Annotated in this window: 14 protein-coding genes; 11 read left to right on the plus strand and 3 right to left on the minus strand. The window is 41.6% G+C overall.

The features are described 5' to 3' along the window. The first annotated feature begins 14 nt into the window (after window positions 1-14). From dnaG to AMR95_RS18315, 5 genes are all read left to right on the plus strand, one after another. Window positions 15-1,844: a DNA primase gene (gene dnaG / locus AMR95_RS18295; protein WP_024423015.1), complete on the plus strand. Its 1,830-nt coding sequence runs from the start codon at window positions 15-17 to the stop codon at window positions 1,842-1,844. Between the two features lie 205 nt (window positions 1,845-2,049). Continuing rightward, window positions 2,050-3,171 carry an RNA polymerase sigma factor RpoD gene (gene rpoD / locus AMR95_RS18300; RefSeq protein WP_008342392.1) on the plus strand — a complete coding sequence of 374 codons (1,122 nt, stop codon included), beginning with the start codon at window positions 2,050-2,052 and terminating at the stop codon, window positions 3,169-3,171. Window positions 3,172-3,472: 301 nt separating this feature from the next. Then, window positions 3,473-3,832: a cytochrome c550 gene (gene cccA, locus AMR95_RS18305; RefSeq protein ID WP_034280134.1), complete on the plus strand. Its 360-nt coding sequence runs from the start codon at window positions 3,473-3,475 to the stop codon at window positions 3,830-3,832. A gap of 120 nt (window positions 3,833-3,952) precedes the next feature. After that, the gene (locus AMR95_RS18310; RefSeq protein WP_058839068.1) at window positions 3,953-4,669 is read left to right on the plus strand and encodes a tRNA (adenine(22)-N(1))-methyltransferase; all 717 of its coding nucleotides are present in this window, start codon (window positions 3,953-3,955) and stop codon (window positions 4,667-4,669) included. Continuing rightward, entirely contained in the window at window positions 4,662-5,783 is a 1,122-nt protein-coding gene (locus AMR95_RS18315) for a Nif3-like dinuclear metal center hexameric protein (RefSeq protein ID WP_058839069.1), read from the plus strand. The genes AMR95_RS18310 and AMR95_RS18315 overlap by 8 nt, the downstream gene beginning before the upstream one ends. A 37-nt stretch (window positions 5,784-5,820) precedes the next feature. Here AMR95_RS18315 and AMR95_RS18320 read toward each other — a convergent pair whose 3' ends face one another. Both AMR95_RS18320 and vrrA read right to left on the minus strand, forming a co-directional pair. Then, window positions 5,821-6,765 carry a 4-hydroxy-3-methylbut-2-enyl diphosphate reductase gene (locus AMR95_RS18320; protein WP_058839070.1) on the minus strand — a complete coding sequence of 315 codons (945 nt, stop codon included), beginning with the start codon at window positions 6,763-6,765 and terminating at the stop codon, window positions 5,821-5,823. A 157-nt stretch (window positions 6,766-6,922) separates the two neighbouring features. After that, window positions 6,923-7,627, minus strand: coding sequence for a VrrA/YqfQ family protein (vrrA, locus tag AMR95_RS18325; RefSeq protein WP_058839071.1), 705 nt, complete (start codon window positions 7,625-7,627; stop codon window positions 6,923-6,925). Between the two features lie 155 nt (window positions 7,628-7,782). Between vrrA and AMR95_RS18330 the strand changes: the two genes are divergently transcribed. Further along, the gene (locus AMR95_RS18330) at window positions 7,783-9,102 is read left to right on the plus strand and encodes a DEAD/DEAH box helicase (protein WP_024423009.1); all 1,320 of its coding nucleotides are present in this window, start codon (window positions 7,783-7,785) and stop codon (window positions 9,100-9,102) included. A 9-nt stretch (window positions 9,103-9,111) separates the two neighbouring features. Beyond that, a complete protein-coding gene (locus tag AMR95_RS18335; RefSeq protein WP_039180018.1) occupies window positions 9,112-10,005 on the plus strand; it encodes a deoxyribonuclease IV in 894 nt (297 codons plus the stop codon). A 47-nt stretch (window positions 10,006-10,052) separates the two neighbouring features. Here AMR95_RS18335 and AMR95_RS18340 read toward each other — a convergent pair whose 3' ends face one another. Further along, entirely contained in the window at window positions 10,053-10,307 is a 255-nt protein-coding gene (locus AMR95_RS18340; RefSeq protein ID WP_024423008.1) for a DUF2624 domain-containing protein, read from the minus strand. A 140-nt stretch (window positions 10,308-10,447) separates the two neighbouring features. Here AMR95_RS18340 and AMR95_RS18345 point away from each other — a divergent pair, with 140 nt between their 5' ends. The 4 genes from AMR95_RS18345 (at window position 10,448) to AMR95_RS18360 (ending at window position 13,507) form a co-directional block, all read left to right on the plus strand. Further along, window positions 10,448-11,329 (plus strand): YitT family protein, encoded by an 882-nt coding sequence (locus AMR95_RS18345; RefSeq protein WP_047202313.1) that lies wholly within the window; start codon window positions 10,448-10,450, stop codon window positions 11,327-11,329. A gap of 135 nt (window positions 11,330-11,464) precedes the next feature. Then, on the plus strand, window positions 11,465-12,241 hold the full coding sequence (locus AMR95_RS18350; RefSeq protein WP_058839072.1) for a metal ABC transporter ATP-binding protein: 777 nt from the start codon (window positions 11,465-11,467) through the stop codon (window positions 12,239-12,241). Beyond that, window positions 12,241-13,101 (plus strand): metal ABC transporter permease, encoded by an 861-nt coding sequence (locus AMR95_RS18355; protein WP_024423005.1) that lies wholly within the window; start codon window positions 12,241-12,243, stop codon window positions 13,099-13,101. The genes AMR95_RS18350 and AMR95_RS18355 overlap by 1 nt, the downstream gene beginning before the upstream one ends. Continuing rightward, window positions 13,079-13,507: a Fur family transcriptional regulator gene (locus AMR95_RS18360; protein WP_003217433.1), complete on the plus strand. Its 429-nt coding sequence runs from the start codon at window positions 13,079-13,081 to the stop codon at window positions 13,505-13,507. Before AMR95_RS18355 ends, AMR95_RS18360 begins: the two co-directional genes overlap by 23 nt. The last annotated feature ends 7 nt before the right edge of the window (window positions 13,508-13,514 follow it).

Genomic DNA, 13,514 nt, shown 5'->3' on the forward strand with positions numbered 1-13,514 from the left:
GGAGTGTTATTAGGATGAGCAAACGTATACCAGATGAACTTTTGGAGCAGATCCAAAAAAACGCAGACATTGTCGAAGTGATTGGAGAATACGTACAGCTTAGAAAGCAAGGTCGAAATTACTTCGGTCTTTGTCCATTCCATGGTGAAAATACTCCTTCATTCTCTGTTTCAGCAGATAAGCAAATCTTCCATTGTTTTGGCTGTGGTGCAGGAGGCAATGTGTTTTCGTTCCTCAGACAAATGGAAGGCTACTCATTTATTGAAGCCGTTTCACATGTGGCTGATAAGTACCATATTGATCTGCCTGATCAGGTGGCGAATGCTCAGATGAGTTCCTCTCAGCAAGAGGACACAGCAGATCATAAAATGATTGAGGCCCATGAGCTTCTTAAGAAATTTTACCACCATTTGCTGGTAAATACAAAGGAAGGTCAAAACGCACTTGATTATTTACGGTCCAGAGGCTTTACGGATGAAACAATTGCCAAGTTTGAGATCGGGTATGCTCTTGATTCTTGGGATTTCGTGACCAAGTTTTTAGAAAAACGAGGATTTGATCCTGTGATGATGGAGAAGGCTGGTCTTTTGATTCAACGTGAAAACGGCACAGGCTTTTTTGACCGCTTTAGAGATCGTGTCATGTTTCCCATTCATGATCATCATGGAACGGTCATCGCTTTTTCCGGAAGATCGCTTGGTGATCAGCAGCCTAAATATATGAATAGTCCTGAAACGCCGCTTTTTCATAAAAGTAAGCTGCTTTATCACTTTCATGACGCACGTATGCATATTCGCAAACGCGAACGGGCAGTTCTTTTTGAAGGATTTGCAGACGTCATCTCAGCTGTTACATCAGGTGTCGGTGAAAGTGTTGCAACAATGGGTACGTCTCTTACAGAAGAGCACGTAAAGCTTCTCAGGCGGAATGTAGAAGAGATCATCCTTTGCTATGACTCTGATACGGCCGGATACGAAGCGACCATGAAAGCATCAGATTTGCTTGGAAAAAGAGGATGTAAAGTTCGCGTTGCCATGATACCAGATGGACTTGATCCAGATGATTACATTCGTAAATATGGCGGCGAGAAATTTAGGAATGACATCATAGATGCAAGTGTGACATTAATGACGTTTAAGATGAATTTTTTCCGAAGAGGAAAAAACTTATCAGACGAAGGAGACCGTCTTACTTATATGAAGCAGGTTCTCCGAGAAATCAGCCGGTTAAACGGCTCTTTGGAGCAAGAGATTTACATGAAACAGCTTGCTGGGGAGTTTTCGATCTCACTTGATTCATTAAAAGAACAACTGGAGCTGTTTGAAAAGCAGCAGCGACAAGAAACCAAAAGCACGCAGGAAGAAAACGGGCTTGAAAAACGGCGTGCACATCTGTCAACACAAGTGAGAAGAAAGCGTCTGCGGCCGGCATATGAAAATGCAGAGCGAATGCTGCTTGCTCATATGTTAAAAAGCGATGACGTGATCCGCAAAGTACTTGACAGAATCGGGATTGAATTTAATATAGATTCGCACAGGGCGCTGGCAACGTACATTTATGCCTTGTATGAAGAAGGCAAAGAACCAACGCCGCAGCATCTGATGAACCGGATAGAAGATGATGTCATGAATCAGCTGCTGACGGATATATTGATGATTCAAGTCGGAGACGAACTAAGTGAGGCTGAATTAAGTGATTATGTAAAAAAAGTGTTGAATCATCGGAATTTGTCAATGATAAAGGAAAAAGAACTAGAACGTGCAGAAGCGGAGAGGCAAAAAGATTTCTTCAAAGCGGCAACACTTGCAAAAGAAATTATTCAGTTGAACCGTTCGCTGAAGTAATACGTCTATTATTAATGACAGGACTTACGGCTGGCAATGAATCCTTTACGGGAGGAGCATAAGACCGCAAGCATCTTGCCTTCATCATTATTTATTTTATTCCTATTTGCTTCGTCTTCTGTTTGACAGAGAGAGAAAAGCAGGGCGGAAGCAAATCGCAAGTTACTTTAGAATTCGTTGCAAGCTTTGGAAGGAGGGATCCATAATGGCTGATAAACAAGCCCACGAAACCGAAACTGAATTAACCTTTGAACAGGTGAGAGATAAGCTCACTGAAACGGGTAAAAAACGGGGCGTTTTAACATACGAAGAAATTGCAGAGCGTATGTCTAGCTTTGAAATTGAATCAGACCAAATGGATGAATACTATGAATACTTAGGCGAACAGGGTGTAGAGCTCATTAGTGAAAACGAAGAGACAGAAGACCCAAATGTTCAGCAGCTGGCTAAAGCGGAAGAAGAATTTGACCTGAATGATTTAAGCGTACCACCAGGTGTCAAAATCAATGACCCCGTTCGTATGTACTTAAAAGAAATCGGACGCGTCAATTTGTTATCTGCTAAAGAAGAAATTACGTATGCTCAAAAGATCGAAGAGGGCGATGAGGAATCAAAAAGAAGATTAGCGGAAGCGAACCTTCGTCTCGTTGTCAGCATTGCGAAACGCTATGTCGGTCGTGGTATGCTGTTCCTTGACTTGATTCAAGAAGGAAACATGGGTCTGATGAAGGCGGTTGAGAAGTTTGATTACCGCAAAGGATATAAATTCTCAACATATGCGACTTGGTGGATTAGACAGGCGATCACACGTGCGATTGCCGATCAGGCGAGAACAATCCGGATCCCGGTTCATATGGTGGAAACCATTAATAAATTGATCCGTGTTCAAAGACAGCTTCTGCAAGACTTAGGCAGAGAACCAACGCCTGAAGAAATTGCTGAAGACATGGATTTAACTCCAGAAAAGGTAAGAGAGATTCTTAAAATTGCGCAAGAGCCTGTATCTTTAGAAACACCTATTGGTGAAGAAGATGACTCGCATCTTGGTGATTTTATCGAAGACCAAGAGGCGACATCTCCATCTGACCACGCTGCGTACGAACTCTTAAAAGAGCAGCTTGAAGATGTATTAGACACGCTGACGGACCGTGAAGAAAATGTGCTGAGACTACGTTTCGGACTAGACGACGGAAGAACACGCACGTTAGAAGAGGTTGGTAAGGTGTTCGGCGTAACAAGAGAGCGTATCCGACAAATTGAAGCGAAAGCTCTTCGTAAATTAAGACACCCAAGCAGAAGTAAACGATTAAAAGACTTCTTAGAGTAGAAACCGGACGGATCTTGAAAGAGATCCGTTCTTTCTTATCAAAAATGAAAACGCTTTTTTCAATCTGATTATATTTTACTGAATAACAAATGAATTTGCAACGTTCTTAGAGAAAAGATGTATAAAAAATACATCTAAATGTGCTGAAGGCTTCGTTTCTCATCTAGATTCATTTTTGTCTAATCTGTGAACTTGACCAAAGTTTTGTATCATAATTCGTTTACTTTTTGTAAAATTAAAGTAGAATTAGAATTGTTTGCATAGTCTCAAAGGGGTTTTCACAAAGGGGAGGATGAAAGAAATGAAACGGAATCCACTTATACCATTTTTATTGATTGCCATTTTAGGTATTGGACTCACTTTTTTCTTATCAATGAAGGGGCTGAAAGATGAAGAAAAAATTGCCTCAGGGGGCAAAGAGCAAAAGCAAGAAGAGACAGCAAATGCGACGCCGGAAGAATTGTATAAACAGAACTGTCTAAGCTGTCACGGGGAAAACTATGAAGGCGGAGCAGGTCCTGCTTTAAAAGGTGTTGGAGACAAGCTTGAAGTAGCTGACATCAAGAAGAAAATTCAAGAAGGCGGCAACGGGATGCCAGGCGGGCTGATTCCGAATGAAAAGCTCGATGAAATGGCGGAATGGGTATCTAAAATTAAATAACCGTACACAAAAAGCTCTTTTTCAAAAGAAGAGCTTTTTTCATTTGAAAACGACTTTTAAAAAGTCCATAATTTATATAAGATAGACAAGTATGAACATTAAAGAAAAGTAGTGATACGTATGAATGAAATGAATTTATCCAAACGATTAAAAAAAGTCGCAGACTTTTTACCAGATGAGGCAGTCTTCGCTGATATCGGCTCAGACCATGCCTATTTGCCATGCTATGCGATCCTGCATCAAAAAGCAGTGAAAGCCATTGCTGGTGAGATTACCGATGGACCGCTCCAATCGGCGCAGCAGCAAGTACATAGACTTGAATTAGATGAACAGATATCGGTCAGAAAAGGAAATGGCCTTGAAGTCATTGAAAAAGGCGAAGTGAATGCAGTGACGATTGCAGGTATGGGCGGGGCACTCATCGCAAGCATTCTAAATGATGGAAGGCATAAGCTCGCAGGCCATGAGCGGCTCATTCTTCAGCCGAATATCCATGCCCACCATATTCGTTTATGGCTTTATCAAGAGGGGTATGAATTGATGGATGAAGTCATTTTAGAAGAGGACGGCAAAATATACGAAATCATCATCGCAGAAAAAGGCGATAAAGATAAAGCTTATGAAGGAATGTCACTTGAAGCAGGCATGCTGGTTGGTCCGTTTCTTGCGAAAGAGCAAAATGACGTCTTCCAGCGCAAGTGGATGCAAGAGCTTCAGCATATGGAGAAGATAGAAAATCAAATTCAGCAGGCAGCACGGACAGAAGAAAACAAAGAGCGCCTTGAAGAGCTGAATGCGAAAATAAAGATGCTAAAGGAGGTCTTGACTGTTGGCTAAAACAGTAAACGGGCATGAAATCATCCAATTGTTTGAACAATTTTCACCAAAGGCATATGCCATGGAAGGTGATAAAATTGGTCTCCAGATTGGAACATTGAATAAAAAAGTAAGCAATGTGATGATCACCTTGGATGTATTAGAGAATGTAGTAGATGAGGCGATCGAGCGAAAAGTGGATCTTATTATTGCGCACCATCCGCCGATTTTTCGTCCATTAAAACATGTAGCGACAGATCAGCCAGCTGGACGGATCATTGAAAAATGCATCAAACATGATATTGCAGTATATGTGGCACATACGAATTTAGACGTAGCTGATGGCGGAGTCAATGACCTGCTTGCTGAGGCTCTAGAGCTTAAAGAAACAAGTGTGTTAGTGCCGACATACGAGGATCCAATCAAACAGCTTGCTTTGTATGTCCCTGAAGAGTTTGAAGAGGCCATCCGGACAGCTTTAGGAAATGCGGGCGCAGGTCATATCGGCAACTACAGCCATTGTGCGTTTTCAAATGAAGGGACAGGCAGCTTTTTGCCATCAGAAGAAGCTAAGCCGTTTATTGGGGAGTCGGGTCAATTAGAATTTGTGAAAGAAGTGCGGATTGAAACCATTTTCCCAGCCAGCATAGAAAAACAAGTGATTCGCGACATGATCAAAGCACATCCTTATGAAGAAGTCGCCTATAGTGTACACACGACAGATCTTCCTCCTATTCAAAAAGGCCTTGGCCGTATTGGAGAGCTAAATGAGCCTATGACACTTAGAGATTTCACACAATTTGTGAAAACGAAGCTAGATGTGAATGGTGCTCGTTTTGTAGGAGATCAAGACGCTGTAGTGAAAAAAGTGGCGGTGCTTGGCGGAGACGGAAATAAATACATCCATCAAGCGAAAAGAATGGGTGCAGATGTGTATGTGACAGGAGACCTTTATTTCCATGTTGCGCATGACGCCATGATGCTTGGGTTGAACGTAGTGGACCCAGGGCATTATGCTGAAAAGATTATGAAAGAAGGCGTAAAGGCGAAGCTTCAATCACTATGTGCAAATAAAAAGTATGACGTACAGCTCTTTGTTTCTGAATCAAACACAAACCCATTTCAATTTATGTAAACAAAAAACGTCAGAGCATATCCGCTCTGACGTTTTCTTATTTCTTTGTTTTGACGCGAGGTAAAATTTTAGAAAGAGGAACGGTCCGTTCAATCTTCCAAGTCGTTTCATCATCCGGTTCATAGTTTTCTAAGAAACGAATGACTTCCTTTGTAATAGGTGTTGGTGTTGAAGCACCAGCAGTAACAGCAACGGTATTGACGCCCTGCAGCCACTCCAGCTTGAGTTCACTTAAGTCGCCAATACGGTAAGCCTGCGTTCCGGCTATCTCCATTGACACCTGTGCGAGACGGTTGGAGTTATTACTTTTTGGATCGCCGACAACAATGGTTAAATCGGCTTGACCAGCTTGCTGCGAGACAGCTTCTTGACGCACCTGTGTCGCAAGGCAAATTTCTTGATGATACTCGACGTGAGGGTATTTCTCTTTAATCAGCTCCATCAGATCGTGGACATCCCATTGAGACATCGTCGTTTGGTTCGTGATGAGCAGTTTTTCTGATGTTAGATCGAGCGCCTCAATATCGGCTTCTGTTTCGACAAGATGTACCTTGTCAGGGGCTACTCCGACAGCTCCTTCTGGCTCAGGATGCCCTTTTTTCCCAATATAAATAATGTCATAGCCATCGGCTGTTTTCTCTGAAATGAGTTCGTGGGTTTTCGTGACATCAGGACAGGTCGCATCAATGGCGACAAGGCCTTTTTCTTCTGCGATTTGACGAACCTCAGGAGAAACGCCGTGAGCCGTGAAAATGACTGTTCCGCTTTCTACCTGTTTTAAAATGTCTAAGCGGTTTGGTCCGTCCAGTGTGTAGATTCCATCTTCCTCGAAGGCATCAGTGACATGTTTGTTGTGTACAATCATACCTAATATATAAATTGGGCGTGGCAAGTTCTTATCAAGTGCGGCATTTTTAGCAATGACCATTGCATCCACAACGCCATAGCAATAGCCACGCGGCGATATTTTAATTACATTCATTTATTCGTCCTCCTGTAGGGAAGTGCTGCTAGAGAAGAACAATATAAAAAGCCGTAAAAAACGGCTTTTTATCATTCTCTTGCTTCCATTATAGCCAAAGTAAGCGTATATATCAAAGATTGTTATACGCAGTGAACACTTCGCCGTTAAAAGATCACTAGACATATAGTTTTGGAACAGAGCTGCCAGATCTTTTTTTCGGTTTTGCTTCAGGAGCAGGTGATGTGTGTGGTGCTGCTTTTTTGACAAGGATGTCTTCGGGTTCAACATTTTCTTCTATTTCATCAGTTTGTGCTTCTTCCTCGGGCACTTCTGTTTCCGCGCTGGTCTCCGTTGCTTCTGCATCATCGTCATTTGTACTTCCTTCATCATCGTCCGCACTGCCAAGCTGGCTGTACAGTTTAATCATTGCAGGCAAATTTCTCACTAAAGGACCGTATTGCTGAATCATTGGCGTAAATTGCTGCGCCATCCCGAGCACTTTTTGAACATTTCCTAACATGCTTGAGAGAGTCGCAGGATTAGTGAAGCTCTGGATTCCTTGTAATCCCGCACCACCTCCAGAGACTCCAGCTCCTCCTGCGCCAGGAAGAAATTTAGAGAGCATGCCTTTAATTCCTGCTCCGCCGCCTAGTGCACGGCTCTCACCTCCTGGAATTCCGCCCATCCCGGGTAAACCGCCTCCCTGTACAGACGGGGAGCGAGGCATCATTTGCTGAAATGGATTGCCTTGCCCTTGAAAAGGCTGTTGGATAGGAGGCTGCTGCCCTCTTTGAAACATTCGGGGCTGTCCGCCATTTCCAAGGTGCCGGCGTGAGGGGCGGCGCGGCTGAAAATCGCCCATAGGCCTTTGCCCTAACATACTTGTACCTCCCTTACTGCATTCTCTTTCTCTTCATAGGTTATGCAAGGAAGCATCAATTGGTTTCCTGTAGGAAAAGCGGACATGGTTTTTTTACTGAAAATCAGCTATAATGAGGAGATGAGCAAAAAGGCATTGCCTTAAGGAGTGAAAACATGAAAGAAACAAAATTTACGACATATGAATTAAAGCCTTTTATTATAGATGCTATTCATGAACTAGGCTTTTATGAGCCGACTGATATTCAAAAAAGAATCATCCCTGCTGTTTTAAAAGGAGAAAGCGTGATTGGCCAGTCACAAACAGGAACAGGAAAAACTCATGCGTACTTACTGCCGCTGATTCATTCAATTGATCCAAGCAAAGAGCAGGTACAAGTCGTGATTACTGCGCCTACAAGAGAATTAGCCAATCAAATTTTCAAAGAAGCTCAAACGATTTTAAAGAATGCTTCTCCAGAAGAAGAGATCAAAGCAAAGCTTTACATTGGCGGAACGGACAAGCAGAAATCAATTCAAAAGCTAAAAAACCAGCCGCATTTGGTGGTCGGCACACCTGGACGTATTGCTGATCTCATTCATGAGCAGGCGCTGAATGTTTACAAAGCGACCTCTCTTGTCATTGATGAAGCGGATTTAATGCTGGATATGGGATTTTTAGAAGATGTGGACCGTATTGGTGCACAAATGCCAGAACAGCTGCAAATGCTTGTGTTCTCTGCAACCATCCCAGAAAAACTAAAGCCATTCCTGAAAAAATATATGGACAATCCAAAGTATGCGCATGTTGAACCAAGACGGATTACAGCAGAAAACATTCAGCATATTTTAGTTCCATCTAAACAGCGTGATAAATTAAAATTGCTCCATGAAATGGTGACGAATGTACAGCCATATTTAGGGATCATTTTTGCCAATACAAAAACAACTGTTGATGAAATCGCATCGTTCCTACAAGAAAAAGGAATGAAAATCGGTGTGCTTCATGGCGGATTAACGCCGCGCGAACGTAAAAAAGTCATGAAACAAATTGAAGATTTGGAGTTCACTTATATTGTGGCATCTGATCTTGCAGCTCGCGGAATTGACATTAAAGGCGTCAGCCACGTGATTAACTATGAGCTACCATCTGATCTTGATTTTTATGTGCACCGCGTTGGAAGAACAGCTCGTGCTGGTTCATCTGGAATTGCCATGACCATTTATGAGCTGGCTGATGAGGATGCACTCATTCAAATTGAGAAAATGGGCGTTGTGTTTGAAAACAAAACTATTGTTCATGGCGAATGGCGAGATGCAGATGACCGTCTGAAGCGTCAAAGACGTAAAAAAGCCCCAAATGAAATTGAAGAAAAAGCAAAACGTCTTGTGAGAAAACCGAAAGCCGTCAAACCTGGATATAAAAAGAAAATGACACGTGAGATGGATAAAATCAAAAGACAGGAACGTAGAAAGTCAAAGCGTAATGGAAAGTAGGGGGAAACATTGTTAAAGATTGGTTCACATGTATCCATGAGCGGAAAACATATGCTTCTTGCAGCGAGTGAGGAAGCTGCCTCTTATGGTTCGAATACGTTTATGATTTATACAGGTGCACCGCAAAATACGCGCCGCAAAAAAATCGAAGACCTCAATATTGAAGCTGGACAAGCGCATATGAAAGAGCACGGCATGACAGATATCGTCGTTCATGCTCCGTATATTATCAATATTGGAAACACAGTGAATCCCGCGACATTTGAGCTTGGCGTAGACTTCCTGCGCTCTGAGATCGAGCGTACGGAAGCGCTAGGTGCAAGACAAATTGTTCTTCACCCAGGTGCGCATGTTGGAGCAGGGGCAGAAGCAGGGATTCAAAAAATCATTGAAGGCTTAAACGAAGTCATTGTGAAAGGTCAAGAGGTTCAAATCGCACTTGAAACAATGGCAGGAAAAGGATCAGAGTGTGGAAGAAGCTTTGAAGAGCTTGCCCAAATTATCGACGGCGTGACACATAACGAAGCTCTTTCTGTCTGCTTTGATACGTGTCACACGCACGATGCTGGTTACCCGATTGTGAGTGACTTTGATGGTGTATTAGAAGAATTTGACCGAATCGTCGGTATTGACCGAATCAAAGTTCTTCATATTAATGACAGTAAAAACGTACAAGGCGCAAGAAAAGACCGACATGAAAATATCGGTTTTGGTGAAATTGGTTTCGATGCACTGAACTATATTGTGCATCATCCGCAGCTTCAAGATGTGCCAAAAATTCTAGAAACGCCTTATGTAGGTGAAGATAAAAAGAACAAAAAACCACCTTACAAATTCGAAATTGCGATGCTGAAAGAAAAGCAATTTGATGAAGGCTTACTAGACAAAATTACGGGTCAATAAAAAGGATATAACATGTTGAGGTGCCGCTAAATGCGGCCCTTTTTTGCTTAACTTGTAAACTGGTTAAACAAATCATTCACAGTCTGTGCTGTCTGTTTAGAAGTAATCGCTTCCACTTGCTTAAGAAGCCGGTTACGCTCTGAATCATTAAAAATATTGATATTTTTCCCGTTCATGAGTTTGGCAACCTCAGCTGCTTGATGTGACGTTAAACTGACGCCATACTGTTTCGCATACCTTAACAGATCATTTGCTGTGATCTGATTGAGCCGCTGCAGGACAATTTTTTGAATTAAAATCAATTCCATTCCTCCCCTCTGTAACAATGTATGGGTGAAAACGGAAAATGTGCAAAAAATTTTATTTTATTCTGTGAAATGATAAAATAGTAAAGTGAATAAAATGTTCATTGAAAATTTAACATGTGTAGAAGGGAGAACGTATGGCAAATAGTAAACAGCATAGAAAGGAATCAGTGCCTCATTTTATTTTGAGAATTTTTCTGATTCTAGTAGGGGCTGCATGTGCAGCAGTAAGCATTGAATTATTTTTAGTGCCAAACAATATTATTGATGGGGGCATCATCGGCATTTCGCTTATTTTGGATTATCTCTTTACAGATAACCCGTTTATAAATTTTGCGACGATTGTTGTCATTTTAAATATTCCATTTATGATATCAGGATACAAGCATATTGGGAAAACCTTTCTGGTTTCCACTGTGATTGGGATTGTCAGCTTAGCCGTGATTGAATCTTCACTTCATCATGTGGAGGCATTTACAACACAGCCGATCTTAGCCACTGTATTTGGCGGGCTATTACTTGGATTTGGTGTTGGACTTGTCATCCGTAATGGAGGCTCAATGGATGGAACAGAGATTTTAGGAATTCTTTTGACGAAAAAAATCCCTTTCTCCGTCGGTGAGTTTGTTATGATCGTCAATGTGTTCATTTTTATTTGGGCGGGCTTTGTTTTCGGACCAGAGCAGGCTATGTATTCTGTCATGACATATTATTTGGCAATGAAAACAATTGATGCTGTCATTCAAGGGCTTGATGAAACAAAAGCTGTCATTATCGTATCAGATTATTATGATGAAATTTCAGATGCGATTCTGCATCGACTCGGCAGGGGAACGACAAAGCTGAGAGGAAAAGGCGGCTATACAGATGAAGAAAAAGATGTCATCTACGCTGTTGTCACAAGGCTTGAAATTACAAAGCTGAAATCCATCGTATTTGAAATTGATGACCAAGCATTTATCACGATTATGGATACGCATGAAACAAAAGGCGGTAAGTTCAAAACAGCCATTCATTAGCTTTTATTTTACTTTTTTATCTTTCTTTTATATAATAAAATGTATGTATGGACAGAGAAAATGGCAAAAGCCATTTTCTTTTTGTTGTATAAATCGTAATCATTCTTTTTATATTGATTAAAGGTGGAAAGATTCATGGCAAAGCCAATTATTGAAATGAAGGACATTTCGTACTCATATGGACAGCGAAATGTCATTGATCGCATTCATTTAACAGTAGAGGAAGGGAACTTTCTAGCAGTTGTTGGACCGAATGGTTCTGGTAAAACAACCTTATTAAAATGCCTGCTTGGGCTCATTAAACCGCAGCAAGGTGAATTAAAGCTATTTGGCACGCCTGTTTCAAAATTTAGAGACTGGGATCAAATTGGATTTGTTTCTCAAAAGGCGAATAGCTTCAATACGGGTTTCCCTGCTTCTGTATACGAGGTCGTTGCAAGCGGACTGACTGCGAAAATTGGTTTATTTAAACGAATGAGCAAGCAGGATAAATGGCAAGTGGAAGATGCCATTCGCTCAGTTGGTATACAAGATTTAAAGCATCAAAACATCGGGGAGCTATCTGGTGGTCAGCAGCAGCGCGCATTTATTGCCCGTGCGCTTGTCAGTCAGCCAAAGCTGCTCATTTTGGATGAGCCCACAGTTGGGGTAGACCAGCGGACAGTAGAAGGCTTTTATCAGCTGCTCGAAACATTGAACAAAGAAAAAGGAATGTCTTTAATTCTCGTCACACACGACGTTGGCACCGTTTCCGATAAAGTCACCCATGTGGCTTGTTTAAATCAGACACTGCATTTCCACGGGGATGCAGAAGCGTTTGATTCAATGGATGATCAGGCGCTATCCCAATTTTACGGGCATGACATTCAAGTGATTCATCACGACCATCACCATCATGGGGGACATGAATAATGCTATTTCCATTTTTTCATTATGAATTTTTACAAAATGCATTTATCGCAGGGTTACTGATTGGTTTTATTGCGCCCTTACTTGGTGTATTTATTGTCGTCAGAAGGCTCTCGCTTATTGCAGATGCCCTCAGCCACGTATCACTTGCCGGTATTGCCGCAAGTCTATTTCTTGATAAAAAGTTTGGCCTTTTGACAGGGGTAAGCCCGCTGTACTTAGGGATGGCTTTTTCTGTTGCAGGTTCATTGTTTATTGAACGCCTGCGCTCCGTGTATAAACATTATCAGGAACTTGCCATTCCCATTATTTTATCTGGGGGTATTGGGATCTCCGTCATCTTCATCTCACTAGCGAATGGCTTTAATACAGATTTGTTTAGTTATTTATTCGGAAGTGTCAGTGCTGTTTCAAGACTCGATCTTTGGATCATTGTAGGGATCTCACTCGTTGTTGTGTTAGTTGTTGTGCTTTTATATAAAGAATTGTTTTTGCTTTCTTTTGATGAAGAGCATGCAAAGGCTTCTGGTATTTCAGCAAAATGGATTCATTTTATTTTTATTTTAGTCGTCGCACTTGTCATTGCGGCATCGATGCGTATCGTCGGTACACTGCTTGTGTCGGCGCTCATGACGCTTCCTGTTGCGGCAAGTATCCGCATTGCCAAAGGATTTAAACAGGCGATTTTCCTTTCGATCTTGTTTGGTGAATTGTCGGTATTAGCCGGCTTGATTTTAAGCTATTATCTTGATTTAGCGCCAGGCGGAACCATTGTGATGCTGTCTATTTTGATTTTAATCGGGTGTATTAGTATTGGGAAATTCAGAAGGGGGAATCAACATGAACGTACAAGAAGCGCTTGATTTATTAAAGGAAAAAGGCTACAAATATACAAGCAAACGTGAAGATATGCTTCAATTGTTTTCTGATTCTGATAAATACTTGACTGCTAAAAATGTGCTGACGGCACTAAGTGAAGATTACCCGGGTCTTAGCTTTGATACAATTTATCGAAACTTGTCACTATATGAAGACCTTGGAATATTGGAAACAACGGAATTGTCAGGGGAGAAACTATTCCGTTTCAAATGTTCATTTTCCCATCATCACCATCACTTTATTTGTCTTACATGTGGGAAAACAAAAGAAATCGATGCCTGTCCTATGGACAAGCTTGACGCCGATTTAGAGGATTATCATATTAGTGGACATAAATTTGAAATATACGGAACGTGTCCTTCCTGCGAACCGAAGGAAGTTCACTCGTGAAAAAGCC

The organism is Bacillus sp. G1(2015b) (genome assembly GCF_001482475.1).
Classification (GTDB): Bacteria; Bacillota; Bacilli; order Bacillales; family Bacillaceae; genus Bacillus; species Bacillus safensis.